At 68.8% G+C, this 25,511-nt stretch carries 25 protein-coding genes and 1 pseudogene; 8 read left to right on the forward strand and 18 right to left on the reverse strand.

Features of this window, described 5'->3' with window-relative positions; all coding sequences use genetic code 11:
• Positions 1 to 35 precede the first annotated feature (35 nt).
• From C996_RS0103505 to C996_RS0103515, 3 genes are all read right to left on the reverse strand, one after another.
• Complete coding sequence (locus C996_RS0103505) at positions 36 to 983, reverse strand: hypothetical protein (RefSeq protein WP_018866083.1); 948 nt, start codon at positions 981 to 983, stop codon at positions 36 to 38.
• Between the two features lie 19 nt (positions 984 to 1,002).
• Entirely contained in the window at positions 1,003 to 2,145 is a 1,143-nt protein-coding gene (locus C996_RS0103510) for a hypothetical protein (protein ID WP_018866084.1), read from the reverse strand.
• Positions 2,146 to 2,293: 148 nt separating this feature from the next.
• Positions 2,294 to 3,298, reverse strand: coding sequence for a TIGR00341 family protein (locus C996_RS0103515; RefSeq protein WP_018866085.1), 1,005 nt, complete (start codon positions 3,296 to 3,298; stop codon positions 2,294 to 2,296).
• Positions 3,299 to 3,441: 143 nt separating this feature from the next.
• Here C996_RS0103515 and C996_RS0103520 point away from each other — a divergent pair, with 143 nt between their 5' ends.
• The gene (locus C996_RS0103520) at positions 3,442 to 4,704 is read left to right on the forward strand and encodes an HD-GYP domain-containing protein (protein WP_018866086.1); all 1,263 of its coding nucleotides are present in this window, start codon (positions 3,442 to 3,444) and stop codon (positions 4,702 to 4,704) included.
• 34 nt (positions 4,705 to 4,738) lie between these two features.
• Here the strand turns inward: C996_RS0103520 and C996_RS0103525 are convergent, their stop codons facing one another.
• Complete coding sequence (locus C996_RS0103525) at positions 4,739 to 6,043, reverse strand: PAS domain S-box protein (RefSeq protein ID WP_018866087.1); 1,305 nt, start codon at positions 6,041 to 6,043, stop codon at positions 4,739 to 4,741.
• Between the two features lie 99 nt (positions 6,044 to 6,142).
• Here C996_RS0103525 and C996_RS0103530 point away from each other — a divergent pair, with 99 nt between their 5' ends.
• Entirely contained in the window at positions 6,143 to 7,036 is an 894-nt protein-coding gene (locus tag C996_RS0103530; RefSeq protein WP_028484565.1) for a hypothetical protein, read from the forward strand.
• A gap of 139 nt (positions 7,037 to 7,175) precedes the next feature.
• On the opposite strand, the gene C996_RS0103535 is transcribed toward C996_RS0103530, so the two are convergent.
• From C996_RS0103535 to C996_RS0103565, 7 genes and pseudogenes are all read right to left on the reverse strand, one after another.
• On the reverse strand, positions 7,176 to 8,237 hold the full coding sequence (locus C996_RS0103535) for a phosphotransferase (protein WP_018866089.1): 1,062 nt from the start codon (positions 8,235 to 8,237) through the stop codon (positions 7,176 to 7,178).
• Complete coding sequence (locus C996_RS0103540) at positions 8,234 to 8,548, reverse strand: MliC family protein (RefSeq protein WP_018866090.1); 315 nt, start codon at positions 8,546 to 8,548, stop codon at positions 8,234 to 8,236. Before C996_RS0103540 ends, C996_RS0103535 begins: the two co-directional genes overlap by 4 nt.
• 94 nt (positions 8,549 to 8,642) lie before the next feature.
• Entirely contained in the window at positions 8,643 to 11,120 is a 2,478-nt protein-coding gene (locus C996_RS0103545) for an EAL domain-containing protein (RefSeq protein ID WP_018866091.1), read from the reverse strand.
• Positions 11,121 to 11,281: 161 nt separating this feature from the next.
• A complete protein-coding gene (locus tag C996_RS0103550; protein ID WP_018866092.1) occupies positions 11,282 to 11,665 on the reverse strand; it encodes a hypothetical protein in 384 nt (127 codons plus the stop codon).
• A gap of 188 nt (positions 11,666 to 11,853) precedes the next feature.
• Positions 11,854 to 12,159, reverse strand: a pseudogene (locus C996_RS0103555) (diguanylate cyclase domain-containing protein); the annotation flags it as partial.
• A gap of 39 nt (positions 12,160 to 12,198) precedes the next feature.
• Positions 12,199 to 12,915, reverse strand: a complete 717-nt coding sequence (locus C996_RS0103560) for a hypothetical protein (protein WP_018866094.1) — start codon at positions 12,913 to 12,915, stop codon at positions 12,199 to 12,201.
• 7 nt (positions 12,916 to 12,922) lie between these two features.
• Entirely contained in the window at positions 12,923 to 14,479 is a 1,557-nt protein-coding gene (locus C996_RS0103565) for an EAL domain-containing protein (protein ID WP_026279187.1), read from the reverse strand.
• A gap of 134 nt (positions 14,480 to 14,613) precedes the next feature.
• Between C996_RS0103565 and C996_RS13720 the strand changes: the two genes are divergently transcribed.
• Positions 14,614 to 14,820 (forward strand): hypothetical protein, encoded by a 207-nt coding sequence (locus tag C996_RS13720; RefSeq protein ID WP_018866096.1) that lies wholly within the window; start codon positions 14,614 to 14,616, stop codon positions 14,818 to 14,820.
• Here the strand turns inward: C996_RS13720 and C996_RS0103575 are convergent.
• Both C996_RS0103575 and C996_RS0103580 read right to left on the reverse strand, forming a co-directional pair.
• Positions 14,817 to 15,773, reverse strand: coding sequence for a pentapeptide repeat-containing protein (locus tag C996_RS0103575; RefSeq protein ID WP_018866097.1), 957 nt, complete (start codon positions 15,771 to 15,773; stop codon positions 14,817 to 14,819). The two genes, C996_RS13720 and C996_RS0103575, sit on opposite strands and share 4 nt — an antisense overlap.
• 50 nt (positions 15,774 to 15,823) lie before the next feature.
• A complete protein-coding gene (locus C996_RS0103580) occupies positions 15,824 to 16,735 on the reverse strand; it encodes a patatin-like phospholipase family protein (RefSeq protein WP_018866098.1) in 912 nt (303 codons plus the stop codon).
• A 144-nt stretch (positions 16,736 to 16,879) separates the two neighbouring features.
• On the opposite strand from C996_RS0103580, the gene C996_RS0103585 reads away from it, so the two are divergent.
• Positions 16,880 to 17,437, forward strand: a complete 558-nt coding sequence (locus C996_RS0103585) for a hypothetical protein (RefSeq protein ID WP_018866099.1) — start codon at positions 16,880 to 16,882, stop codon at positions 17,435 to 17,437.
• A 35-nt stretch (positions 17,438 to 17,472) separates the two neighbouring features.
• Positions 17,473 to 17,907, forward strand: a complete 435-nt coding sequence (gene trxC, locus C996_RS0103590; protein ID WP_026279188.1) for a thioredoxin TrxC — start codon at positions 17,473 to 17,475, stop codon at positions 17,905 to 17,907.
• Between the two features lie 38 nt (positions 17,908 to 17,945).
• Here trxC and C996_RS0103595 read toward each other — a convergent pair whose 3' ends face one another.
• On the reverse strand, positions 17,946 to 18,296 hold the full coding sequence (locus C996_RS0103595) for a hypothetical protein (RefSeq protein ID WP_018866101.1): 351 nt from the start codon (positions 18,294 to 18,296) through the stop codon (positions 17,946 to 17,948).
• Positions 18,297 to 18,354: 58 nt separating this feature from the next.
• A complete protein-coding gene (locus C996_RS0103600) occupies positions 18,355 to 19,368 on the reverse strand; it encodes an MDR family oxidoreductase (RefSeq protein WP_018866102.1) in 1,014 nt (337 codons plus the stop codon).
• A gap of 170 nt (positions 19,369 to 19,538) precedes the next feature.
• Between C996_RS0103600 and C996_RS0103605 the strand changes: the two genes are divergently transcribed.
• Complete coding sequence (locus C996_RS0103605; RefSeq protein ID WP_018866103.1) at positions 19,539 to 20,975, forward strand: diguanylate cyclase; 1,437 nt, start codon at positions 19,539 to 19,541, stop codon at positions 20,973 to 20,975.
• 18 nt (positions 20,976 to 20,993) lie between these two features.
• On the opposite strand, the gene C996_RS0103610 is transcribed toward C996_RS0103605, so the two are convergent.
• The 3 genes from C996_RS0103610 to C996_RS0103620 form a co-directional block, all read right to left on the reverse strand.
• Complete coding sequence (locus tag C996_RS0103610) at positions 20,994 to 21,314, reverse strand: hypothetical protein (RefSeq protein ID WP_018866104.1); 321 nt, start codon at positions 21,312 to 21,314, stop codon at positions 20,994 to 20,996.
• A 117-nt stretch (positions 21,315 to 21,431) separates the two neighbouring features.
• A complete protein-coding gene (locus C996_RS0103615) occupies positions 21,432 to 22,175 on the reverse strand; it encodes a class I SAM-dependent methyltransferase (protein ID WP_018866105.1) in 744 nt (247 codons plus the stop codon).
• Positions 22,176 to 22,296: 121 nt separating this feature from the next.
• Positions 22,297 to 22,989, reverse strand: coding sequence for a VTT domain-containing protein (locus tag C996_RS0103620; protein ID WP_018866106.1), 693 nt, complete (start codon positions 22,987 to 22,989; stop codon positions 22,297 to 22,299).
• Between the two features lie 135 nt (positions 22,990 to 23,124).
• Between C996_RS0103620 and C996_RS0103625 the strand changes: the two genes are divergently transcribed.
• Both C996_RS0103625 and C996_RS0103630 read left to right on the forward strand, forming a co-directional pair.
• The gene (locus C996_RS0103625; protein ID WP_018866107.1) at positions 23,125 to 24,645 is read left to right on the forward strand and encodes an AAA family ATPase; all 1,521 of its coding nucleotides are present in this window, start codon (positions 23,125 to 23,127) and stop codon (positions 24,643 to 24,645) included.
• Positions 24,646 to 24,747: 102 nt separating this feature from the next.
• Positions 24,748 to 25,209: an RT0821/Lpp0805 family surface protein gene (locus C996_RS0103630; protein WP_018866108.1), complete on the forward strand. Its 462-nt coding sequence runs from the start codon at positions 24,748 to 24,750 to the stop codon at positions 25,207 to 25,209.
• Positions 25,210 to 25,511: the final 302 nt, after the last annotated feature.

The raw sequence follows: 25,511 nt of genomic DNA on the forward strand, positions 1-25,511 counted from the left end.
GGTGCGGGTCGGGCGCCCGCACCGGATTTGACGGGCTAGTCGCAGGCGGTGGCGGCGGCCGGGAGGTTGCCGCGCACGCAGGTGCTGATCTCGGGCGGGTTCTCGTTGCTGCGCAGGCGGACGAAGCGGCCGTCGATCTCGCCCGCGGCGTTGGTCGGGTAATGGTCGCCCATGTGCATGCCGGCCCCGTGCAGGACCCAGTAGTTGAGCATGTGCGCCTCGCCGTGGGGCTGTTCCAGGTAGACCAGGGTGGCGCCGTGGGCCATCTCGGTCACGATCAGCCGCCGGATCCGCTCGCCGGCCTCGAATTCGACATAACCCAGCGCATGGCTGCTGACATGGCCGCCGCGCATACCCTGCATCTCGGGGGTGTGATTGGTCTGGATCACGCGGAAGCGCCCGTGGGGCTGGCCGTCCCGCATCTCGCCGTCGAAGCGCATGACCATCTTCATGCTGCTGTCCATGGCGGAGGCGGCGTACAGCCGCCGCGCCTCCTCGATGCTGGAGACGGCCGCCGGTTCCATGGCCTGGTGGTTCTGGTACCAGGTCATCCAGAAGCTGACGGGCCCGTTGTCGACCGCATCCGGGCAGGCGCCGTCGGCATGCAGTTCGAAGCGGTCGAAGCCCAGGTCCACCGAACCGCGTCCCTTGTTGGTGACCAGGGCGCGGGCAAAGATCACCTCGGCCGGCGTTTCGAGGTTGGCCATGGCGCGGTAGCGGTCGTCCCAGGCGCATTGCGTGGCGCCGCGTCCCGGCAGGGCCTGGCGGCTGATCTGCCGCGCCTCGCGCGAGCCGCGTTCGCTGCGATAGGTGTCCAGCAGCGCGCGGGTGCCGGGCTCCAGCAGGGACGTGTCCACTGCCTGGATGTTGCGGTCGAACTGGCGGTCGGCGCCCGGGGTGGCGTGGGCGGCCGTGGCGGCCAGGCCGAGGGTCAGGGCGAGGCCCAGAGCAAGGAAACGGGTGGGTGTCGGGTGGGTGCGCATCAGTCGGTTCTCCGTGGGTTTACTGCCATTGCAGGTCCATGCGTTGCTGCATGCGGTGCCATTCGGCGGTGATGATGTCGCCCGCCACGCGATGGGCGGCGTCCATGCGCGGGCGCGCCTCGGGGTAGAGGAGCATCACGGCCTCGCTGGCGCGGGCGAAGTCGCGCCGGGTGCGGTAGTGCACCATGGTGTGCACCAGCAGGCTGTCGAGATCGTCGAAGGAGCGGTCGGCGGCCTCGCGGTAGCGCGCCATGCGCTCCGGGGTTAGTTCGAGCTGGCGGTGGGTCTGCGACAAGCCGTCGAACAGGGCGAAGAAGCCCATCCCCAGATCGGCCCCCTGGCGCAGGGCGTGATCGCCCAGCTGGCGCTGCAGGACCTCGCCGGCGCCGAAAAGGCCGGCATTGCCATCGCGCGCCAGCAGGCCAAAGAGGCTGCCGGTGGCACTGGCCGGGGCGCCACGGGGCCGGGAGAGTTCGCGGATCTCGCGGTCCAGGCGCTGATGCCCCGCGTCCAGCAGGAGTTCGAGCGCCGGGGCGGTGTCGTCACCCAGCGCACGCAGGACGTCCTGGCGCTGTCCGTGTGGCAGGCGCTCGAGATCCCGTAAGACCCCGGCGACATCCCGCGATCCGATCTGCAGGCGTTCGAGCTCGCCGCGCACGGCGGCTTCCGGGTCCTCCAGCACGCGCGCGAGCTGGCGCACCTGGTGCCCGGCATGCTCGCCGACCAGTCCGTGCCGGCCCAGCTCTCCGAGGATCGCGGTGACCTGTTCCAGTCCGCCGGCGGGGGTGCGGCCGGGCTCGGTGGCGGCGACCAGAGCGCTGCCGAAATCCATTGCGGGGACACCGGCGGTGCGGCTGGCATGATCGAGCAGGCCGCTCATGCGATGCGTCTGCTGCGCGCCATAGGCCATTGCGGCGGTCTGCAGCAGCCGCCCGGCGAGACCCGCGATGTCGCGGGAGGATTCGCCCACGGCCTCGTCGACCCAGCCGGCGAGATCCCCCTGCGCCGTATAGGGCGAGAGATAGGCCCCCCGATTGTCGGGCAGCGGCTCCGGGGCCACGGAGGCCACGGCGGGCAGGCAAAGCAGGCCCCCCAGTCCGAGCAGAGCGGGGCGAAGCCAGGGGCCGAGTCTGGCGATCAAGCCGGGCATGCGCAGGGGCATGGGGCGGGTTCCTCCCTGTCGGGTGGTCGCGGCCCATTCGGATCCATTCCGGTATGTTCGCCACCGATCCTGAAGGATCGCCACCCAGTCGTGAGATTAGGCGAAGCGGTGGACGGGGTCAAAGCCGCGCGTGGCGCCGGGGGCGAGACTACAGCGTGACGTCCGCCTCGAGGATCAGAAAGACCAGCAGGGCGAGGGTGATGGCCCATAGCAGGAGGTAGCCCGCCATGCTTTGCGCGGCGGCTGCCTGCTGCGCCTGGCCGCGCGGGCGTACGCCCTGGTAGAGGAAGACGAGCTTGGCCGAGAGGTTTACGCAGACTACGTTCACCGCGAGCAGCAGGGCCGCCATGTACGCGGCGGAGAATTCGCCGGAGCCGAGCATGATCCCGACGGTCGCGGCCGGCGGGAGCAGGGCCACGGCGACCATCACGCCGACCAGCACCGTGGGCAGGCCGGTGGTCAGCGACAACACGGCCGCGGCACCGGAGGCCAGGGCCAGCGCGACCGAATCCAGTCCGACCTCGGTGCGCATCTGCAGCTCGCGGGCACCCACATCCACCGACATGACCGTGGCGAGCAGCATCCCGATCAGGATGGCACCCCCCAGGCCCACCGCGTTCGTGCGCAGGGAGCGGCCGATCAACCGGGTGTCCGCCATGGAGGTGCCCAGCGCCAGCGCCAGGTTGGGCCCCAGCAGGGGCGCAATGACCATGGCGCCGATGACCACGGCCACGTTGTTCTCCAGCAGGCCGATCGCGGCCACGATGGTGGACAGCACGGTCAGCAGCAGGAACTGGCCGGTGAGATCCGCCCCGCCGGCGACGTTGGTGTAGAGCTCCTCGCGTGACACGGCGCGGGCCTTCTTGCCGGCCGCCTCCTTGTCGGCCTCTTTCGGCTCCTGAAAGGGGTCCGGCAGTACGGCCTCGACCGGCAGCACCAGGATACGCGCGGTCTCGGACGCGCCGAGTACACGGTAGAGGTCGTCCATCAGGCGTTGGCGGTACTCGGTGCTGACCAGCATGTGCACCGCCATGCGGTCGCGGTTCTCGTCCACGCCGTGCCACAGCACGTCGATCGCCAGCCCCTCGGCGATGCCCAGCACGGTGTCCAGGTGCCCGGCGGGTCCCACGACCTCGATGATCTTGCTGCTCATGAACGTCCTCCCCGTGGAATTCCGGGATGGTAGCAGGGCCTCCCGTTAGGTGCCGTTAGCCGCGATTTGTGGCCATCCCGTGGCCGCAGCATACTCCGCGGCCACGGGGCACCCCGCCCTTTCTTGACGATCCCGGGACCCGAATGCTGAAGAAGATCAAGGTGGAGCACGTCGTTTGCGGGATGTTCATCCGCGAGTTGTGCGGGTCGTGGATGGAGCATCCCTTCTGGCGTACGCGCTTCCTGCTGGATGACCCGAAGGATCTGGCGAGCCTGCGGGACAGCAGTATCCGCGAGGTGTGGATCGACACCTCCAGGGGGCGCGACACGGAGGCCGTGGAGGCCGTTGTGACGCCGGAGGAGCGCGACGCCGCGGTGCCGGCGCCGTTGCAGTTCATCCCGGATACGGGGCGCGACCGGGAGCCCGCCTCGACCCGGGAGGAGCTGGAGCGGGCGGCCACCATCTGCCGGAAGTCGCGCCAGGCCATGACGTCGATCTTCGGCGAGGCGCGGATGGGCCGCGCGGTGGATACCGAACTGGCGCGCAAGGTGGTCGAGGAGATCACCGATTCGGTCACCCGCAACTCCCGCGCGCTGGTCAGCCTGGCGCGATTGAAGAACGCGGACGACTACACCTACATGCACTCGGTGGCGGTTTGTGCATTGATGGTTGCGCTGGGGCGTGAACTGGGGCTGGAGGACGAGGCCCTGCTGGCGGCCGGCGAGGCGGGATTGATGCACGACATCGGCAAGGCCGCGATGCCGCTGGAGGTGCTGAACAAGCCGGGCAAGCTGACCGCGGAGGAGTTCGCCGTGATGAAACGCCATCCGGCGGAGGGGCACCGAATCCTGCAGGCGTCCGCGCACGCGCTTGATCCGGTGACCCTGGACGTCTGCCTGCATCACCACGAGAAGATGGACGGCTCGGGATATCCCGAGGGGCTGACCGGCGAGCAGATCACCCTGCACGCGAAGATGGGCGCGGTCTGCGATGTCTACGACGCGATCACCTCGAACCGGCCGTACAAGGCGGGCTGGGATCCGGGCGAATCCATTCGCAAGATGGCCGAGTGGGCGGACGGCCACTTCGATCCCCGGGTGTTCCAGGCCTTCGTGAAGAGCCTGGGGATCTACCCCGTGGGCTCGCTCGTACGCCTGGAATCCGGCCGCATCGGGGTGGTCGTCGACCAGTCGTCCGGCTCCCTGCTCAAGCCGGTCGTGAAGATCTTCTACTCCACCAGCTCGGGCTGCCGGATCCCCCCGAAGATCGTGGATCTGTCCGCGCCGCACCAGCAGGAGGCCATTGCTGCGCGCGAGGATCCGGCCGCATGGCCGTTCCCCGATCTCGATGAACTCTGGTCGGGCCTGCCACAGGAGCGGCAGACCCGCGACCGCCGCGAGGCGTAGCCAGGCGTAGACCGCTCGCGGACCCGTAAGACGGTTAGTGCCCGTCGCGGGGGATGGAGGCGACGGATTCGACCACGAGATTCGCGCCGTCGTGGATCTCGTCGACGATGCCCTGCACGGTCTGCACCTGGGCGTCGGCCTGTTCGGCGATCTCGCGCACGGTCTCGATGCGTTCACCGATCTCGCGGGTGCGTTCCAGGTTGCCGTTGATCACCTCGGCGATGCGGGTGGTGGCCTCACTGGTGTTGGCGGCGAGCTTGCGCACCTCCTGGGCGACCACGGCAAAGCCGCGCCCCTGTTCGCCGGCACGGGCGGCCTCGATGGCGGCGTTCAGCGACAGCATCCGGGTGGTTTCGGCCACCGTGCGGATGGTCTCGATGATGGATTCGATGTTGCGGGCCTCGGCGTTCAGGCGTTCCACGGCCTCCTGGGTGCCGCTGACCTCGCTGCGGATCTGCTCGGTATGGCGGGCGTTCTGTTGCAGCGAATCCGCGCCGCGGCGGGCATGTTCCGCGGTCTTCTGCGCCATCTCGTGGGCGACGGCCGTCGCTTCGCGGGTGCGTTCGGCGGTATGCACGCTGGCGGTGATGTCGGTGGCGAACTTGATCACCTTCTCGACCCGTCTGTGTTCATCAAGGATCGGGTTGTAGGTAGCCTCCAGCCACAGTTCCTCACCGGATGCCGTGAGCCGGCGGAACTTGCCGCTCATCAACTGCCCGTGCGCCAGGCGCTCCCAGAAGTCCGGATGATCGCGGTAGAAGGCTTCGTCACAGAACATGCGGTGGTGCTGGCCGCGGATCGCGTCGAGATCGTAGCCCACGGCCCTGAGGAAGTTGTCGTTCGCCTTGAGGATCACGCCGTCCGGGGTGAATTCGATGACGGCCATGGACCGGTCCAGCGCGGTAAACACCGCAGCCTGGTCGCGCAGTTGAGCCTGCCGCTCGGTCACGTCATAGGCCAGTTTCGCCACCTTCTCCAGCCGCCCATGGGCGTCGCGCACGGGAAAGTAGGTGGCCTCGAGCCAGAGGGTTTCGCCCGAGCGTGTCACCCGGGGGAAGGTACCGGCGCGCGATTCCCCGGCCGCCAGGCGGCGCCAGAAGTCGCGGTACTCCAGCGAACGGGCGTATTCCGGGCTGCAGAACATCCGGTGGTGCTGCCCGATCACGTCCTCGCGGTTGTGGCCCACGGCCTGGAGGAAACGCTCGTTGGCGTCGAGGACCTGGCCGCGCGGGGTGAATTCGATGTAGGCGACCGCCTCGCGAATCGCATCGAGCACGGGGTTGGCGGGCGCGTCGGAAGCGGCTGCGGCGTCGGCTCGGGAAGGGGAGATGGATGTCATGGTGGACTCCGGACAGTGAGGGAACGACCTGTGTCGTTGAAATGACTGTACAGGGGGTGTACAAGAAAAGTACAGATATTTATCGCAAGGAGCGATGGCATGGGGCACTCAGCACGTTCGGGAGGCTCGTGGGCGGTTCTGTGGCTTGGTCTGGCCGTGCTGCTGGCCGGCTGTGGCGGGACCTTTCCCCAGCCCGGTCCCGGCGCGACGTTCGAGGATGGACTGACGGCGGACGCCCTGTTCCAGCGCACGCTCGCGGCGCACGGTGGAGATCTGCGCGCGTTCGACGGCGACCTGAATCAGGCGACCGATGGCGAATGGGGGCGCATGATCCAGCGCATCCAGCCGCTGGTGGCCGACGCGGGCTACCGCGGGGTGGGGGAGGAGCGCTTCCGCCCCGCCGATGATCTGTACGCCCTCCACTACACCGGACCGGAGGGCACCAAGAGCGTGTACCGCCATGGCGACGTGTTTCGGGTGTTCTACGACGGCGAACGCAGCACGGATCCCGAGCGGATACGTGCCAGCGCGATGACCACGGATGCCGGCGAGCTGTTTCATTACGGACCCAGCTTCGTGAAGCATCGGGCAACGGGTTTCGAGCGCCTGGAGGATCGGCGCGAGGGCGGGGTGCGTTATCGGCGCGTCCTGGCCACCCTCGAGCCGGGTTTTGGCAAGGCCGACCGGGACCAGGTGGTGATGTGGATCCATCCGGAGACGGACCTGCTCTATCGCGTGCACATCACGCTGAACGGCTTTGGTCCGACCCAGGGTGCCCACGTGGACACGACCTTCCTGGAGTATGCCGAGGTCGAGGGATTCACCTTGCCGACCCGCTTCGAGGAACGGGTGCGGGGCCCGCTGCGTCTGTTCGTGCACGAGTGGTGGGTTACGGGACGTGACAGCAACCGCGGCTGGTCAACCGAGGATGTGCGCGGTCCCGGGTTTTCCGGCGCGGCGGGCGCGGCCGCGGCCGACTCTCCCGCTCCGTGATGGGCGCCCGGACATGCCATCATTCACCGATGACGACCGAAACGAGCCGGAACAACACCGAATCGGCGAGTGAAGCGCCCACCCCGGACGCGAAACCGGCAGGCACGACCGCGGCCTGGGGCAGCTGCTCGGCGGAGCCCTACTGGCTGGAAGTCGCGGAGGAGCTGGGGCTGGATCCCGAGATGGGCCCCGCGATGGACCCCGGGCCCGTGTCGGACCCGCCTTCTTCCTGAATGCGGTGGATCACCGCGAGGGCCGTGCGCCGGCTGTAGTCGTGGACCTTCCAGTGGTCCGGCATCCAGCCGACCAGGAAGCGGTAGAAGTCGGCCTGGGCCACCGGGAACAGTGCGCGCCACTCGCGCTCGACGGCCCCGGCCACGTCTCCCTTGCCCTGCGCGTACAGGGCCTCGCCCAGCGCGGCGAAATAGACCTCCAGCAGTTCGGCCTCCCAGGCCTCCTGTTCCCGTTCGTCCAGGCAGCTCCCGAGGAAATAGGCCACGTCACGCATCCCGCAGCCACCGCCTGCGTACTGGAAATCGACGGCGGCGACGGCGTCGGCCCCGGGCGTGAAGCAGAAGTTCGCGACCTTGGCGTCGCCATGGACGAGCGTGCGGTGGCGGGCACTGGTCAGGGCGGCGTCCAGCGTGGGCGCCGCGGCGCGAATCGCCGGGTCCTCGATGGCGGCCCATTCGTCCGGGCGGGTGGCCAGGTGCCAGTAACTGCCCTCGGGCCACAGCCCCTTCGGGGCGTGTCCCAGGAAGCGCGCATGGAAGCGGGCCAGCCAGTGCAGGCAGTGCTGCGCCTCGGCGCGGGTCAGGTGTTCCTTGCGCCGCGCAAAGCCGGCGGCGTCGAGGTCTTCCAGCAGGAGCAGGTGCTCGTCGCCGATGGTCCCGGTGGCCAGGCAGCGGGGCACACGACTAACGGGGTTGCAGAGGCCGGCCCAGTCACGATACCAGGCCATCTCCACCTGGTAGGAGCGAACCTTGCGCTGATGCGAGCGGTCGTTGCTCCAGCCCCGCGGATGGTCCATTGCGTCGGGGAAGACCACGTGCTTGAGGATGACCGTCGGCTGGTCGGCCCCTTGCAGCCGGTAGCGGACGATCTCCCCGTAGCCGCTCCACAGGGTCTGGATCACCTGCTCGCGTTCCGCTTGGCGGGCCCCGGTGGCCTGCCGGACAAAGTCGGTGGTGCGGGCGCTCATCGGCGCGGGGGCAGGGCGCGGCAGCTCCAGAACACGCCGACCATCTCCAGCATCGCCGCGTCGTCCCGCGTCCAGAACACGATGTCGTCGGTAGGGTTGGCGTAGCGTCCGCCGTAGGCGGTCTCGGTGGCCTGCAGGCGGGCCCGGGCACCATTGAAGGCGAGCAGGGCCTGGTTGTCTTCGAAGGTGGCGGTGAACTCGGGCCCGTAGGCGCAGATGTAGGACACCTCGCGCGGCGCGTCGTCCCCACGGGGCAGTGCGCTGCAGCCGGCGAGCAGGACGATTCCGGCGAGGACGAGGAGTGGGCGCACGCGGTGGCCTCCGGTGGATGGTGTGCCATCGTAGCCGCTGGGCGGACGCCCTTGCATGTCTCCCTGCGGTGCCGGGGTTGTTGGCACGCAGTGATCAGGCGCTGTGGCCCGACTGCGCGCCGGTTGCCGCGGGTCGCGCGAGCAGGCGTTCGCAGTCCGCCGCTGCCTGCGGGCGGGCAAACAGGAAGCCCTGCAGGGTCTGGCAGCCCTCCGCCTCCAGGAAGTCCTTCTGTGCCGCGGTCTCCACGCCCTCGGCGACGGATTCGAGACCGAGGTTGTCGGCCAGGCCCAGTATGGTGCGGACGATGGCGGCATCACTGGTCCCGGGCGCCAGATCCGCGATGAAGCAGCGGTCGATCTTCAGCACGTCCAGCGGGAAGCGGCGCAGGTAGGCCAGCGAGGAATACCCGGTACCGAAATCATCCAGGGCCACCCGCACGCCCCGCTCGCGGAACTGGCCCAGGGTACGGATTACCTGCTCGATGTCGGCCATCAGCATGCTTTCGGTGACCTCCAGTTCCAGGGCATTGGCGTCCAGCCCCGTCTCTTCCAGCACACGGTCGATGCAGTGGGCCATTTGCCGATCCCGGAACTGGGGGGCGGCCAGGTTCACGGACATCCGCACGGCGGGGAGTCCGGCCTGATGCCAGGCCCGGCACTGGCGGCAGGCCTCGGTCAGGATCCACTGGCCCAGCTCGACGATCAGCCCGGTCTCCTCGAGGATCGGGATGAAGCCGCCGGGCGAATGCACCGTACCGCCGGGGTCCATCCAGCGCAGCAGGGCCTCGACGCCGACGACGCGCCCGTCCTGCGCGGCCACCCGTGGCTGGTAATGCAGGAAGAACCCCTCGTGGTGGTCGACCGCGCGCCGCAGCTGACCCTCCAGCGAGACGCGCTTGCGCACGTCGCTGTTGAGGTCGCCGGAGCAGAATTCGATGGCATTGCCCTCGGTACGCTTGGCCTGATGCATCGCCGATTCGGCGCGCCGCATCAGGTCGGCGATGTCGCGGGTATCGTGCGGATACACGGCGACCCCGATCGAGCCCGGGACGTAGAGTTCGTGTTCCCCGGCCTTGATGACCCGGCGCAGGGGTTCCAGCAGGCGGGTGACCGATCCGGCGACCGCGCCGGGTGCTTCCACCGGCAGCAGGGCGCCGAACTCGTCCCCGCCCAGTCGGGCCAGGACGCCGCCCACGGGCAGGCGGTTCTCCAGCCGCCGCGCCACATGTTGCAGGACCTCGTCACCGGTGGCCTGGCCCATGCCTTCGTTGACGCTCTTGAAGCGGTCGAGCCCGATATGGGCGAGTACCAGCGGGCGTCCCAGGCGTTCGGCATCCACCACGGCCTGCTCGGCGCGCTCGGCAAACCGGGTCCGGTTGGGCAGGCCGGTGAGGGCGTCGTGATAGGTGATGAAATGCAGCCGCCGCTCCGCCTCGCGGCGCTCGGTAATGTCGTGCACCACACCGGCCATGCGCTGGGGCTGGCCTCGGGAGTCGAAGTCCACGCTACCGCGCTGGTGCACGATGCGGACGCTGCCATCGGGGCGGACGATCCGGTGTTCGATGTCGTAGTCCGGGCCCTCCGGGGTCAGGGCCGCGTCGACGGCATGCTGCACGCGCTCGCGATCGTCCGGATGCACGGCCCGCATGAAGGCCTCGTGGGTCGCGCCCCACTGGTCCGCTTCGAGGCCGAAGATCCGGAAGACTTCGCTGGACCAGCGGATCCTGCCGGCCTCGAAATCCGAGATCCAGTTGCCCAGATGAGCAATCTGCTGGGCCTCCTGGAGTTCCCATTCACGCTGCTCCAGGGCCTCGCGCGCGGCCTGGCGCTCGGTGATGTCCTGGAAGGAGACCACCGCGCCGGTGACCCGGTTGCGGGAATTGAACAGGGGGGCCACGTTGATCAGTACAGGAAACCCGTGCCCGGCGCGGCTCCAGAAGTATTCCTCGCAGGCCTGCAGCGGTTCCCCGGTACGCAGGACCCGGTACACGGGGCATTCCGTGGCCGGGAAGGGCTGGCCATCGGGGCGGCTGTGATGGGACAGCTCGTGCGAGTTGCGGCCCAGAGCTTCTTCCTCCGTCGCAAACCCCAGCAGTTCGCGGGCGGCGGGGTTGAGGAAGGTGTAGTGACCGTCGGCATCGATGCCGAACACGCCTTCGGCCAGGCTCCCCAGGAGGTTGTCGCGCAGGGACTCGGTCTGCCGGCGCTCGGTGACGTCGATGCCCAGGGTCTGGAAGTGGGTGATCCGGCCGGCCCCGTCGAAGAACGCGCGGCTGGTCCAGCGAACCCAGCGGTCCGCGCCATCGCCGCGCTGGACGGGGTTTTCGATGGTGCGCACCGGGGCATCGGGGGTGTAGCGCAGCAGGTCGGCCCGGTTTTCCGCCTGGCGCTCGTCGGGCAGGTCGTGGATCCAGCGGTGGCCCACCAGCCCGCCGGGCGGGGCCGCGAAGAATTCGTGGGCGGCCTGGTTGGCATAGAGGATGGTCGTGTCGGGGTGATAGCAGATGATGATGAAGGGGTGATGTTCCACCAGTTCCTGGTACTGGATCTCCACCCCGGACGAATCGCTCATGCACTTCCCCCTGTCGGTCGCGGTTTCGGTGGCCCCTTCCCACCGATCGCGTCTTCCGGAGTCTGGCAGGAGGTCCGCGACCGCGCAAACGGTACTTCAGAGGGAGATTTGGCTCGCGCTACGCGACCGCCTGTCGCCGGGTGCGGGAGCGCCCGTAGAGGTCAGTGCGGGTCCTCGCGGGACTCCAGCTGATCCAGCGGGTCGTGGTCATCCTCCTGTTGACGCACCCGTCGTGCGTGCAGGCCGGGATCGGCGAGCGAGGGGTCGGCCTGTACATTGCGTACCACCAGAAAGGTCCACACGGTGGCAAACCCCCACAGAAAGACCCCGATGGCCAGCGGGAAGGCGGCGTGCCCCGAAGCACCCCCGAGGCCGGTCCACAGGGCATAGGCAATGGAGACCAGGGCCGCGGCCCAGACGATGGCGATGGGGGCGGCGCAGCTGTGGGCGGCGGCACCGTAGCGGTAGGCCGCGATCGGGGGCAGGGTGACGCCGAGGGTTCGGTACAGCGCGGGTTCGCGCGCGGGGTCATGCAGGCTGGTCATGTCCGTTTCGCCCTCCCGAGTGCCGGATTCCCCGGAGTCTGGTCCGAAACCGGGGCGTTTTCCAGATGACGGCGCGGAGCGCCCGGCGGAATCGGGTATGGATCACGGATTCGGGCGTTAGCGGCCGATCGTGTCCCCGTCACGCACGCGTATCGGTTTTCCCTGGGATCGCTGGCGATGGCAATGGTTCAGCCGGCCCTCGGGGAGTCCGTGATCGCGACCCGGTTGCGGCCATTGCGCTTGGCCTGGTACAGCGCGCGGTCCGCGGCCTCGACCAGCCGCGCGGCGCCGCCCGTCGCGTCCGGGATGATGCTGCTCACCCCGGCGCTGGCGGTGAGCGTCGGGGTAATGCGCGAACTGGCGTGAGGGATCGCCTCGTCGCGTATGCGCTGGAGGCAGCGTTCGGCGAGGGTGTGAGCACTCTCCCGATCGGTGTCCGGCAGGATCAGCACGAATTTCGCCCCGTCCCCGTGTGCCACCGGGTGTTTCGGGCGGGTTCGCGCTCATGGCGAAAGGCGTCCTTGTGCCGTCTTTCAGCTTGTTGTGAGTGGCTGGATCAGCAGCTCGAGGCGCGGGGTCCGGACGGGGCTGCCCGGGTTCGTGTTCACTGTGCCGGTACCCATACTGCGCAGTACCAGCCGCTCGGGTGCCACGCCGGCATCCTGCAGGCGCTTTCCCGCGTTCAGGGCATCGCCTGCGGCGGGGGTCTCCGCGCCGTCGTCGGAGTCGGGGTCCGGGCCGTCGCGATAGGCCACGAGGGTGATCAGGCTGGCGCGAAATTCGTGGAGCAGGTGACCAATGGTGTCCAGCGCACGGGCCTGGCCGTTGCCTTCGTTCAGGGTGACGTGGATGCCCGCGTCCCGGTGCTCGATGGTGGCGGGCTGCCCGGCCAGCTCCTGGCGCAGCCGGGCGCCGAGGACATCCACGTAGTAGCCCACGCGGGCCGGCTCCAGCGTCTCGTGGCCCTGCTCGCGCAGGGCCACGCGGCGTTCGCTTTCCGCGTGCTTGGAGGTGGCCAGGCTCAGCGCCGCGGCCGAGGGTTCCTCGGGCGTGGCCTCGTCGGCCGCGGGGGTGTCCGCGGCCCCGTCCGGGTCGGTGGCCGGCTCGGCGGTCGTGGCGGGGCGGTCCTCGGTCGCGGCCGGGCGTTCCTGTTCCACCGGCAACAGACCGCAGCCGGTGGCGGTTGCCGCCAGCAACAGGGCCAGTGTCAGGGCGCGTCCCGGCAGGCGCGGGGTGGGGATATTGGGCATGCTCTCCTCAGTGGTTGCGGCACCAGTCCAGGAAGGCCGCGGCGGGCAGGGGGCGGCTGTACAGGTAGCCCTGTCCGCCGTCCACGCCCTGCTGGCGCAGCCATTCGGCCTGGTGGGGCGATTCGATGCCTTCGGCGACGATGTGCAGCTTCAGGGAACGGGCCATCTCGATGATGTGGCCGATCACGCTGCTGGTTACCGCCTCGTGGGCGATGGCATCGGCGAAGGTCTTGTCGATCTTCAGTGTATCCAGTTCGAAATGTTCCAGATAGGAAAGGCTTGAATATCCTGTGCCAAAGTCGTCGATGGCGATGCGGTGCCCGCGCCCGCGCAGTTCCCGCAGGCGGCCGCGTACGGCGTCTTCGTTCAGCAGCGAGCGTTCGGTCAGTTCCAGCTTGATCGAGGCGGGGGCAACGCCGGCCTCGCGCAGGGCCTTGCGCAGGGCGTCCCCGAAGCGATCGGAGGCCAGGTCGTGGCCGGTAATGTTGAGGTTGATGGTCTGTTCGGTATGCGCCCGCAGATGATCCCCCAGGTCGTGGAGGATGGCGCGCAGGATCGCGAGGGTCAGGTCGGTGGCCTGTCCGGTGTCCTCGGCCAGGGGCACGAACACATCCGGACGAATGGTCTCGTCGCCCTCGCGGTGCCAGCGTGCGAGGGCCTCCGCCCCCCGGCAGCGGCCATCGGCGAGGTCGACGATGGGCTGGTATTCCACGCTCAGGCGGTCGCGGGCGATGGCCTCGCGCAACTCGTTGGCGAGGCTCAGGCGCCGCCGCAGGTAGTGCACGACCAGGAGCAGCCACAATACCACCAGCAGCAGCCCGAAGACCCCGGCCACGACAAGGGTCGGCAGATAGCGGTCCCAGAAGGCCGCCAGCGGCTGCGCCGCGATGATGTCGATGGGGAAGATCGTATCCAGGGAGAAGTGGCTGACCAGGCGCCCCGCGGCACGGTCGACGCTGAGACCGGTGGGCGTGGCTTCGGGCGACGGGAGGTCCGCGTCGCCTGGATGGCGTGTCATGGGCAGGCCTTCGACCCACAGGCCAACCTGCTGGCTGTCCAGCAGGCCGGGGGGCATCAGCAGCCGCGGGTCGATGGCCACGTCGTGCTGTCCGAAGCGCATCAGGAACAGCTCGACACCGCCCACGGCGGTTGCCGCGCTCGGCCACCAGGCGATGACCCCACTGTCGTAGATGCGGCTGGCCCGGGGTGGAGTCAGGGCCTCGCCCTGGACGAACCCGGCCCCGCACTGGCGTTCCGCCGCGCGCCAGTAGCCGATGGCCCGTACATGCGGCCGGGCCATCGCCACATCCTGCAGGTGTTCCAGGTGTTCCGGCGAGCAGGGCTCCATCTCCAGCTGGTTCAGGGTGTCCAGCAGGTCGCGGGCATCGACCAGGGTCGCCTCGGTCCCTTCGCCCAGGCGCTGGGCGAGTTCGGCCAGGCGTTTTTCCTCCGCCACCACGGACTCCTGCCAGAGGAACCAGGCCAGGGCGGCGAGCGGCAGCAGGATGCCGAGCAGGGCCGCGGCCGAGACCGAGAGCAGGACCTTGTCGCGTCGTGTGATCATGGTGGCCGTGGAAGAGGCGGGACAGTTGAAGCTTAGCATGCGCCCGGACGAATTCCGGGGCGGGCGCGGCGCTTTGGCGCGGCATTCGGAGCCGTCTATGCTCGAAGGGATACCAGTCGGTTCGGGGGTGCCCGATGAACACGAAGACGGAACCCACCCAGCCCGGAACACGGGCCGAAGCCGCTGTTGCCGCGCCGCGCAGCCGCCTCAGCATGCACGAAGGCGTGACCGCGTCCTGTGACTGCTGTTCCTGCGAGGCGGAACCCTACTGGGCGGAAGTCGCCCGGGAACTGGGGATCGACCTGGAGTCCGAAGTGGGTGCGCAGGGAGATCGGGGCTAGTCGCAGGTCCCGACGGAGTCGCGGGCGCAGATGCGGCCATCGGTCCAGATGCTGCGCCCGAGCCGGGCCCCGTCCAGGCGTGCGCCCGCGAGGTCGGCCCCGGTCAGGTTGGCATGCGCGAGATTGGCGTCCTCGAGGTTGGCGTCGACCAGGTGCGCCCGGATCAGGTCGGCCCCGGTCAGGTTGGCGCCGGCGAGATCCGCACCCTCCAGGCTGGTCAGGGTGAGATCGGCGAAGCGCAGATCGGCGTCCGTGAGGCGGGCACCGTGCAAGCGCGCGCCGGCCAGGCGGGTGTTGTGCAGGGATGCGCCCGTCAGGTCGACGCCACGCAGGTCGGCGCCGGCCCGGTCACAGTAGTTCCAGTTGATGCCGGGCGCCGGTGCCGCTGCGCAGTCCGGTCCCGGGTCGCGTTCGAGCGTGATGCCGAAACCGATGAGCAGCGCGAGGGCCAGCGCAACCGCGGAGCCGCCCACGATCCAGGGGCGCGGCCCGCGGATCCAGCCGCTCCAGGGCGGTGGCGGTTGTTCCAGGATCTCGGCCCATTGCTGGCGGTGAGAGAGGGTCTCCGGTGATTCCGGGCAGCGGCGGTCGCCCTTGCGGCGGTCGCGGATCTCGGGCGGCGGGTCGTCGTGACGCCGCTCGCGGCGGCGTTCGTCTTCGCGCAGGCGCGCCTGCTCCAGGCGTTCGCGACCCTCCGGGGTGTGGGCGTTCTGCAGCTCTTCGGGGATCAGGTGCGGGCGCTGGTCGATCCGCCACCAGGTCTCGCCGTCGCGACTGACCTCGTCATCCGGGCACAGGCGGCCCAGGATCAGGAAGCGGCCGATGGAGCGCTGGGGGTAGGGGCCGCAGACCTGCCCGCCGCGCCGGGTGAACCACAGTTCATGGCGCCCGTCGCCGGGTTCCGGTAACGGGTCGTTGGGATCGGGCGAGGGATTGGGGGGGTCGTGGGCCACGCTGCTCCTGGATTCCCGCGGGGTCGCCTCCGTTGCGACCGATGCCGCGATTATAGGGCATGCCCCCGGGACTCGAGCTGCTCGCGCAGTTCGTCGGCGGCGGGCTGTGCCTTTTCGAGGATCTCGTCAATGCGGTTGAAGTGCAGCAGGCGGATGCCGCCGGTGTCCGGGACGAGGTAAAGATCGGGCGGATCCAGCCGGGTCATGTGGCGGATGATGGAACCCTGCATGATGCTGAAGCTCTTGAACAGCAGGTCCGTGATGCCGATGTCCTCGGTGTCGTTCTGCGCGCCGTTGCCGGAGACATCCACGGCGATGACATAGTCGTACTGGCCCTGGAGCAGGTCGTAGGGCAGCGGGTTGGAGGCGCCTCCGTCGATCAGGTAGCGGTCATCGCCATGTTGCACCGGTTCGAACAGTCCCGGAACGGCCATGCTCGCGCCGATGGCGGCGAAGAGGTCGCCCTCGTCGATCACCACGCTGTCCCCACTGCGGAAGTCGGTGGCCACCACGGAGAACGGGATGCGCAGGTCGTCGAAGTCACGGGCCTCGGTGTGATCGGCGAGAAAGCGCAGGAATTCGCTGGAGTCGAACAGGGCGTTGCGGCCCAGCCGCAGCGGGACCAGGTCCAGCAGCTTGATGTCGGAGCGTGCCAGCCCGGTGAGGGCGTCGAGTTCGGACCCGGCGAAGTCATCGAACAGGTCCAGGATCTCTTCAGCATCCAGCCCAGCGGCATACAGCCCGCCGATCACGGCCCCGATGCTGGTGCCGGTGATGCGGTCGGGGTGCATCTCGAGGTCGTCGAACACCTGGAGGATGGCGATATGCGCCAGGCCGCCGGCGCCGCCCGAGCCCAGCGCCAGCCCGATGGTTGGCGATGACGAATCGGCGCGCTCCGCCATCAGAGGCGCCGGCGCGGCGGACAGCAACAGGGCGAGGAGCAGGACCAGCAGCGGCTTCATGGGGTGGCGTACTTCCGAATCGTGAGGTGCATCCTGCTACCCTGAGCCGGAATGCATCCGGGGGCAAGCCTTTTGGAATCAGGGTATTCGAGTGCGCGGGCCGACAGGATTCCCCGCGGGTTCAAGTGGGCCTATCTCGCCTTTGTGCTGGTGCTGGTGCCGATCTACGCGGCCGTGCACGGGTGGTTCAATTTCCTGTGGTTTTCCAACGTCGCGCTGCTGGGCGGGCTGCTCGCGGCCTGGCTGGAGAGCCGTCGCCTGGCCAGCATGATGCTGGTGGCCGTGGTCCTGCTGGAGCTGGGCTGGGTGCTGGACTTCCTGCTCAGCATGCTGGTCTGGGGCTGGGCGCCGCTGGGCATCGTGCACTACATGTTCAACCCGGAGATTCCGTTGTTCGTGCGCCTGCTGTCGCTGTACCACCTGCCGCTGCCGTTCGTGCTGATCTGGCTGGTCTGGCGCCTGGGTTACGACCCGCGCGCCTGGCGCTACATGGCGGTTCTGGGCTGGGCCATCCTGCTGCTGACCTTTGCGCTGGCGGACCCCGAGAACAACGTGAACTGGGTCCTGGGGCCGGGCGGCCAGGTCCAGGAGTGGATGCATCCGGTCACGTGGCTGGGCGTGGTGATGGCTTTTTGTACCGGGGTCTGGTGGTTGACCCATCTTCTGTTCGGGTGGTTGCTGCCGCGGCGCGGAGTAGAATGAAGTGGTCCGTCGGGTGGTAATGGCGAGGTGCTGCTGTGAGTGAGTCCCTGCATGTGGTGTGTCCGCATTGCGATGCGGTCAATCGAATCCCCGCCGCGCGCCTTGGCGCCGGGGCGAAGTGTGGCCAGTGTCACCAGCCGTTGTTCGTCGGCGAACCGGCGGAACTGACGAGCACGAATTTCCGGCGGCACGTCGAGCGCAACGATATCCCGCTGCTGGTCGATTTCTGGGCGCCCTGGTGTGGTCCCTGCAAGATGATGGCGCCGCAGTTTCGGCAGGCGGCGGGGGAGCTGGAGCCCACCGTGCGGCTGGCCAAGGTGAACACCGAGGCAGCACCCGATCTGGGGCAGCAGTTCGGGATCCGCAGCATCCCGACGCTGGCGCTGTTCCGCGGCGGCCGCGAGCTGGCCCGCCAGGCGGGGGCCATGGGCGCGGCGGATATCGTGCGCTGGACGCGGGGGCAGGTGTAGACGTTGGTCCGGGCCCGGCGTCCAGCGGCCCGTGTTTGCTAGCCCAGTCGGCGCCAGGCCTCGTGGCCGCAGCTCATGCACTGGTACTGGGCCTCGAAGTGTCCCGGTTCGTCCGGGCGTTCGCGGATGGTGCCGTCCTGGAAGGTGAAACTGCGCAGGGTGCAGCGCGGGCATTTCTCGACCGGGTCGCGCGGCGGACGGGGTTCGCCGGATGTCGGCGCGGGCTCGCCGTCCGTGGAGCCGGAGGCCTCCTCCAGCGCCTGATTGAGTTCCCGCGTCAGTTCGGCGGTGAGGCGGTGGGCGGCCTCCGCTCGGTCCTCCCGGGCCATGGCTTCCAGTTCGGCGAGGCGGTCGCGGATGGACTTCAGGCGGGACGCGAGTACGGTCATGGGGATCTCCGGGGTGGTCTGTCCGCGAGCATAGCCGGTTCGAGGTGGCCCGGGGATATCAGGAGTCGCCAGCGACTTGCGGATCCAGGCGCACTACCGTGCGTCCCCGAATCTGTCCCGCGAGGATCTGCTCGCCGTAATGCGGCAGGTCGTCCAGCCCGATCTCGGTGGCCATCGCCTCCAGATCGTGGCCGGGGAGCAATGCGGCCAGGCGTTCCCAGGTCTCTCGCCGTCGTTCGGCGGGGCACAGCACCGAGTCGATCCCCAGCAGGTTGATGCCGCGCAACAGGAACGGCAGGACCGTGGTCTTGAGCTGTGGCCCCCCGGCCAGGCCGCAGGCCGCCACCGAGGTTCCATAGCCCATGCCGGCGAGTACATGGGCCAGCATGTCGCCCCCCACCGTGTCCACGCAGCCGGCCCAGCGTTCGCGCAGCAAGGGCTTGGTCGGGGCATCGGCCAGGTCGGCGCGGGGCAGGATCGTCGACGCACCCAGCTGTTGCAGGTAGTCGGCGTTCTCCGCGCCGCCGGTGACGGCGGTGACCGTGTAGCCCAGGCGGGCCAGCAGACGTACGGCGATACTGCCCACGCCGCCGGAGGCACCCGTGACCAGGACCTCGCCGGCGTCCGGCTGCAGGCCGTGGTCCTCCAGGGCCTGGATCGCCAGCATGGCGGTAAAGCCGGCGGTGCCCGCGGCCATGGCCTGGCGAGCGTTGTAGCCCGCAGGCAGCGGGACGAGCCAGTCCGCCTGCACGCGGGCTCGTTCGGCGTAGCCGCCCCAGTGGGTCTCGCCCACTCGGTAGCCGGTCAGCACAACGGGGTCGCCCGGGCGGTAGCGTGGGTCCGCGGACTCGAGGACCGTGCCGGCCAGGTCGATGCCCGGCACGTGCGGGTAGTCCCGGACCAGGTTCCCCTGGCCCTGCAGGATCATGCCGTCCTTGTAGTTCAGCCCGGAATAGTGCACCCGCAACAGGACCTCTCCGGCGGGCAGGTCATCGAGCTGGAGTGGGCGGATTGTCGCCCGCGGTCCATCGGGCGTGTGTTCGAGGATCAGGGCCTTGAAGGTATCGGTCATGCGGTCTGGCGTGGCGTACGGATGGGACGGAGAGCCTAACAAAGGTGCGAGCGCGGGACCCGCGCGGCGGGAATGTTGCTACCCTCCAGAGTATGGGCGAGCATCGTGGACGGGCTCCGTCGAACGATTGCGCGGTGCGTGCCGACAGGTATCCCTGTGCGAGGATGGCCATGGCGGACGATCTCCACACGCGTTTCCACACCCTGATCATCGAGCACGCCCCGGTGTGGGTAAACACCCTGGACACCGAGGGGCGGGTGACGCTCTGGAATCGCGCGGCGGAGCGGATCAGCGGCTATCGGCGCGAGGACGTCGTGGGGCATGCCGCGATCTGGGAATGGCTTTACCCCGACGCTGACTATCGCGCGGCGATCCAGGAGGAGGTGGAGGCCATCATCCGCGACGGGCGCGAGATTGCGGGTCTGGAGACCACGATCCGGACGCGCAGCGGCGAGGCGCGCACGCTGTCGTGGGCGGCCCAGCGGTTTTTCGATGATGACGGCACGCTCATCGGGGCCAGTGCGATCGCCGAGGACATCACCCGCCGCAAGCACCTGGAGGCAAGGGCCCAGCGCCAGCAGCGGCTGCAGGCGCTGGTGTCAGCGATCTCCGCCCGGTTCGCCGACCTCGCGGCGGACGCAGTGGACGCGGCCGTAACGGAGGTACTTCGGGACCTCGGCGAGTTCTTCCAGACGGGCCGTGCCTATGTGATCCGGTTCCGTCCGGACGGGGCGACCATGGACCTGGTGCACGAGTGGTGTGCCCCCGGCGTCCAGCCGTTCCTCGACCAGATGCAGGGCATTCCCATGGAGTCCCATGGGTGGGTGACCGGTCACATCCGGCGCCGCGATACCGTGCACGTGCCCGATGTGGACGACCTCCCCCCGGAGGCCGCGGTGGAGCAGGCCGAGTTCCGCCGCCAGATGATCGAGTCCCTGTTGCTGATCCCGCTGATCAGTGATCAGAACGCCTTCGGCATGCTGGGTTTCGACTCGGTGAACCGGCGCTGCGAATGGAGCCCCGAAGAGATCGCCACCCTGCAGGTGGTGGCCGACATCATCGCCGGAACGTTCGCCCGCAAGCAGGCGGAGGCCGAGCTGGCGCGCCAGGCGCGGGTGGATGGCCTGACCGGGCTGGCGAACCGACGCGAATTCGACGCCGTGCTGGAGCGCGAATGCCGCTCTCGCCGCGAGGTGAATCTGGCACTGCTGATGATCGATATCGACCACTTCAAGCCGTATAACGACCGCTTCGGGCATCAGCGCGGGGACGACTGCCTGCGCCGGGTAGCCCGGGTGCTGCGGGAAGCGGCCCACCGGCCCACGGATCTGGTTGCGCGCTACGGGGGTGAGGAATTTGCCTGCATCCTGCCGGACACTACGCTGGAGGGTGCCCGCGCGGTCGGCGAGCGGGTGCGCCGCGAGGTGGAGGCCCTGAAACTGGAACATCCGGACAACGTGACCGCTTCGGTGACGGTCAGTCTCGGCGTCAGTACGGTGAGCGGGGCGCGTTCGACGACCCCGGAGGCTCTGCTGGGCGAGGCGGACCGGCTGCTCTACTGCGCCAAGCGCGAGGGGCGCAACCGGGTCTGCGCGGCGGGGCTGTAAGTGGCCGCGCCCGAGTCGCTATTCGCCGGTTGAGCGCGTCGGGCGCTCGCGCGGGTCGGGCGAGCGCGCGTCGGTGCGCTCCAGCAGGGGTACGACGGGTGTGGACTCGCTGTCCTCGCTGACGAACTGGTCGCCTTCCATCCACGGCGGCGGCAATTGCGGCCGCATGTCCTGGACCTGGGCCAGATTCGGGAACTCGACCTTGGAGAACAGCTCGGCGGCGGATTCCTGTGCCTCGGGGTTCTGCACGGTCAGCACGAAGCCCGTGGCCAGCACCAGCAGGGACAGCTGGAAGCGCTGATCGCGGTAGGTGGAACGTGAACGCAGCAGATCGAGCATCGGATGGTCTCTCGGGAGTCTTGCTTCAGGAGACATTACGCCGGGGCGGGTGGTTCCTTCAAGCGGGCATGAGGAAAGGCCGGGTTTTTGGCTGGCCCGGGGCGCGGCCGGCGGATCTCAGGGTTCGCGGCGGCAGACCAGGAAGACCTCTTCCACTCCCGCGGTGGGCACCATGCCGGGGCTCAGAGCGAGCGGCTTCTGCAGGCGCAGGCCCAGGGGCATCAGGAAACGGTTGTAGACCTTCATGGCGACGGGCCGGTGTCGCTGCAGGAACCACATCCCGAGGTCGGTGAGGCGCGAGGATTTCGGCTTCATCCCGAAGATCGCGCTTTGTTCGATCGTCAGCCCGTGGCGTTCGAGTAGCTGGATCAGATGCGCCGGCTCGTAGCGCCGGTAGTGGCCGACGATGTCGTCGAACGGGGTCCAGTACTCCGGGTGCAGCGGGGTCGAAAGCAGCACCCGGGCCCCGGGCGCGGCCACCCGCGAGAGTTCGCCAAGGGCCGCCTCGTCGTCCTCCACGTGTTCGATGATGTCCAGTGCGCACACCAGGTCGAAGCGGTCGTCGGCATAGGGCAGGGCGGAGATCGGGGCGGTCTGGGTGACACCGCCCCGATGGTCCAGTGCGGCCAGGGCCGGCGGGCTGATGTCGACGAAGTGGGTGTCCGCGATGGGCAGTCGCGGGCGCATGCCGGGCCCCACTTCGAGGCGGCGCTCACGGGATGCCGCGAGACTGGAGACCAGGGTCCAGGTATTGAAGCGCTCGGGGGCTACCAGGCGGGTATCCGCCCACAGGCCATCATAGAAACGCTGATTGACGTCGCCGATGTCCGAACAGGGTTGTGGGGAGGGCTCTCGAGTCACGTAGAGGGCGTGCTGGAATGCGGGACGACAGTCTAACGAACCTGGAGGACGGTGACAGGTTTGCGGGCGTGTAGCGGGAAACCGTTCTCGGTTTGAGGGGGGCGACCGCATGGGCACGCCGTCATGGCCGGCCCGCCCGCCGGCGCGAGTGCTGGCGCTGAATCCAGTAGCGCAGCACCGAGCCGAGCAACAGGAAGATCGCCAGGACGACCAGCGGCAGGAGGGTCCGGGCCTGCAGGACCTCGCCGGTGGTGATGGCATCCGTGGCCTCGTGGATGGCGGTGGCGTAGACGCCCCACTTGACGGCCAGGCCGAGCACGGCCGCCAGCAGGAAGCCGCCCAGTGGCAGGCCGAGGGCCCCGCCGGCGTAGTTGATCATTGAATGCGGGAAACCGGGGAACACCCGCAGCGCCATCTGCGTGGCGACGTGGCCGTGGCGCCGCAGGAAATCCGTCAGCCAGTTGTCCTCGCGGCCATCGCGTTCGGTGCGCGCCAGGCGGGCGGCGACCCGGTAGGCCCCCCAGGCACCACTCGTGCTGCCGATCAGCAACAGGCCGACGGCGACCAGCGGCGGATGGAACGGGGCAATCAGCCATATGACCAGCGTGCCCGGCAGGGCGAAGACGAGCATCAGCGCCATCAGGAGCACCAGCCCGGCGGTGGCCCAGGGGCCGCCCGCGAAGGTCTCGCCCCAGGCCAGCAGGCGGGCCGGGTCCCCCATCCACAGCGCGCTGCCGATGCCCAGCGCGATCAGCAGGACCAGCACGCCACGCCCCAGGGTGGCGCGTGTGATCCGGTGGTGGACTGGCGGCATGGGTTCTCCGTGGCTGCGGCGGGACGATGGTCTCAGGGTAGACGATGCGCACGGGTGGCGTGGATGATCCGTGTTTCCCTCGCATTGCCGCGATGGATGGGTACACTCGGCGGGGTACCGCGAAGGAGCGACGGATTGAGCAAGAAGCTGGAAAACCGGACGGCACACAAGATCCTGCGCGGGCTCAAGTCGCGTTATCCGGTGTTCTACCTGCTGGGCTGGGACGAGGACCGCATGGAGCGGCTGCTGCGCTCGGTCGCGCGCTCGTTCTACGGCGAGGATGGCCACCTGGAGGTCTGGTCGGCGAGCCACGGGTTCGGCGAACACGATGCCCCGGGCGCGCCGACCACCGATCCGGTCGCGGCGGTGGCGCGGGTGGCGGCAGGGGAGACGGAAGCGCCGCGCATGGTCCTGCTGAAGGACCTGCCCACCTGGTTCGACGACAACCCGGCACTGGTGCGCGGGGTCCGCGATCTCTACTACCAGCTGAAGAAGGGTCGCAACGTGGTGTTCCTCAGCTGTCCGCTGCTGAAGCTGCCGGAGATCCTGAAAAAGGAGGTCTTCCTGGTCGAGGTGGACCTGCCCTCGGAGGCCGAGGTGCTGGAGCAGCTCGAGCACACCCATGGCGCCGAGGCGATCCCGCGCGAGCAGTTGTTCCGCCTCGCGGCGGGGATGCGCGGGTTGTCCCTGAACGAGGTCGGGCATCTGAGCGCGCGGCTGTTCCGCGGCCAGCCCCTGCCCGAGGCCGAGATGCTGGCCGAGATCCAGGAGGAGAAGGGCCAGATCCTGCGCAAGGAGAGCTGTCTCGAGTTCTATCCGCCACAGCGCTCGCTGGAGGACATCGGGGGCCTGGAGAATCTCAAGGAATGGGTGCGCACGCGCGCCGACCTGTTCACCGAGAAGGCCTGGAACGACAACGTTCCGCTGCCCGCCGGGGTGCTGTTCATGGGGGTCAGCGGCTGTGGCAAGAGCATGGCCGCCAAGGCCATCGCCACCGCCTGGGGGCTGCCGCTGGTGCGGCTGGACATGAGCCTGGTGCTGTCCGGCAGTTTCGGCACCCCGGAATACGCCTTTGCCCGGGCCACCCGTATCGCGGAGGAGATCGCGCCCATGGTGCTGTGGGTGGACGAGCTGGAGAATGCCTTTGGCTTCGACAGCCACGCCGCCGGCAGCGCCGGCAATGTGAATATCTTCTCGAGCTTCCTCACCTGGCTGCAGGAGAAGTCGCCACGCGTGTTCGTGGCGGCGACCGCGAACCGTATCCAGCAGCTCCCGGCCGAGCTGATGCGCAAGGGGCGCTTTGACCAGTTGTTCTTCCTCGACCTGCCGAACGTGGAGGAGCGCAAGGAGATCCTGCGCATCCATATCGAGCGCCATGGCGGCCACCTCGAGGACTTCAACCTGAACTACATGGCGGCCAGTACCGAGGACTGGAGCGGGGCCGAGATCGAGCAGGCGGTGAAATCGGCGCGCATCGACGCCTACCAGGAGGGCCGGGTATTCAACCAGCGCGACGTGATCCGTAACGTGATCAACACGGTACCGCTGTCGCGGACCATGGTGGAGCAGATCCGCGAGATCAAGAGCTGGGTATTCCAGCGCGCGATCAACGCCTCGAAGCCGGAGACGGCAGCCCCGCCGAAGCCGTCCGGCTGACCGCCCGGTTCGCCGGGCCGCCTATACTCGGAGCAGGGGGACGCCGAAGCCGGCGCCGGTCCCCCGCGGGTTCAGGGTCGGGTCGCCGGTGGAGGAATGCTCATGTGGCGCAATGTTTCTTTCGTGATCGTCCTGGCGGCGACCCTGGGGCTCGGCGGCTGTGCGACCTATCAGGGCTCGCAGGAGCAGGCCGGGATGGTGATCGGTGGCGTGCTGGGCGGCGTGCTCGGTTCGCAGGTCGGATCCGGACGTGGCCGCACGGCCGCCATCATCGCCGGGACCCTGGCCGGTGCGGCGATCGGTGGCTCGGTGGGCCAGTCCATGGACGAGGTGGACCGCCTGAAGACGGCCCAGACCCTGGAGAGCGTGCGCACGGGCGTGCCCTCGCGATGGGTCAATCCCGACAGTGGCAATCAGTACACCGTGGTGCCGACCCGAACCTACGAGACCACGGCCGGCCCGTGCCGCGAATACACCATTGACGCGGTGATTGGCGGCCAGACCGAGCAGGTGTACGGGACGGCCTGTCGGCAGGCGGATGGCAGCTGGCGCGTCCAGGGCTGAGACGCCGGTGTCTACCTAGGTAGACGCTGATTGAATCGCACGTCCGCGCTCGAGTCGCTTTTGCGTGCGAACAAGGCGCGGTGACTGCGGTGCAGTCATTCTGCACAAGGGAACCGCAACGCTGTGCGCGCGCCCGTTGTTGATCAACAACGGGCGGCCGAGCCCCTGCTTTCAATGGCTTGTGGGGTTGGTGCCCCCCGATTCTGAATGAATATGGCCCGATCCTGCGTTGCGCCCCGAATCCATCCAAAACGGGCGGGTAGAACCACTACCCGCTGCACGACGCGCCTTGTCTCGGAACG

Origin of the sequence: Thioalkalivibrio sp. ALE25 (assembly GCF_000377285.1) — a bacterium.
Lineage (GTDB): Bacteria > Pseudomonadota > Gammaproteobacteria > Ectothiorhodospirales > Ectothiorhodospiraceae > Thioalkalivibrio.

Coding starts and splice junctions, on each gene's coding strand:
- C996_RS0103505 (WP_018866083.1), bottom strand. CDS start 983: ATGCGCACCCACCCGACACCCACCCGTTTCCTTGCTCTGGGCCTCGCC.
- C996_RS0103510 (WP_018866084.1), bottom strand. CDS start 2,145: ATGCCCCTGCGCATGCCCGGCTTGATCGCCAGACTCGGCCCCTGGCTT.
- C996_RS0103515 (WP_018866085.1), bottom strand. CDS start 3,298: ATGAGCAGCAAGATCATCGAGGTCGTGGGACCCGCCGGGCACCTGGAC.
- C996_RS0103520 (WP_018866086.1), top strand. CDS start 3,442: ATGCTGAAGAAGATCAAGGTGGAGCACGTCGTTTGCGGGATGTTCATC.
- C996_RS0103525 (WP_018866087.1), bottom strand. CDS start 6,043: ATGACATCCATCTCCCCTTCCCGAGCCGACGCCGCAGCCGCTTCCGAC.
- C996_RS0103530 (WP_028484565.1), top strand. CDS start 6,143: ATGGGGCACTCAGCACGTTCGGGAGGCTCGTGGGCGGTTCTGTGGCTT.
- C996_RS0103535 (WP_018866089.1), bottom strand. CDS start 8,237: ATGAGCGCCCGCACCACCGACTTTGTCCGGCAGGCCACCGGGGCCCGC.
- C996_RS0103545 (WP_018866091.1), bottom strand. CDS start 11,120: ATGAGCGATTCGTCCGGGGTGGAGATCCAGTACCAGGAACTGGTGGAA.
- C996_RS0103550 (WP_018866092.1), bottom strand. CDS start 11,665: ATGACCAGCCTGCATGACCCCGCGCGCGAACCCGCGCTGTACCGAACC.
- C996_RS0103560 (WP_018866094.1), bottom strand. CDS start 12,915: ATGCCCAATATCCCCACCCCGCGCCTGCCGGGACGCGCCCTGACACTG.
- C996_RS0103565 (WP_026279187.1), bottom strand. CDS start 14,479: ATGATCACACGACGCGACAAGGTCCTGCTCTCGGTCTCGGCCGCGGCC.
- C996_RS13720 (WP_018866096.1), top strand. CDS start 14,614: ATGAACACGAAGACGGAACCCACCCAGCCCGGAACACGGGCCGAAGCC.
- C996_RS0103580 (WP_018866098.1), bottom strand. CDS start 16,735: ATGAAGCCGCTGCTGGTCCTGCTCCTCGCCCTGTTGCTGTCCGCCGCG.
- C996_RS0103595 (WP_018866101.1), bottom strand. CDS start 18,296: ATGACCGTACTCGCGTCCCGCCTGAAGTCCATCCGCGACCGCCTCGCC.
- C996_RS0103600 (WP_018866102.1), bottom strand. CDS start 19,368: ATGACCGATACCTTCAAGGCCCTGATCCTCGAACACACGCCCGATGGA.
- C996_RS0103605 (WP_018866103.1), top strand. CDS start 19,539: ATGGCGGACGATCTCCACACGCGTTTCCACACCCTGATCATCGAGCAC.
- C996_RS0103610 (WP_018866104.1), bottom strand. CDS start 21,314: ATGCTCGATCTGCTGCGTTCACGTTCCACCTACCGCGATCAGCGCTTC.
- C996_RS0103620 (WP_018866106.1), bottom strand. CDS start 22,989: ATGCCGCCAGTCCACCACCGGATCACACGCGCCACCCTGGGGCGTGGC.
- C996_RS0103630 (WP_018866108.1), top strand. CDS start 24,748: ATGTGGCGCAATGTTTCTTTCGTGATCGTCCTGGCGGCGACCCTGGGG.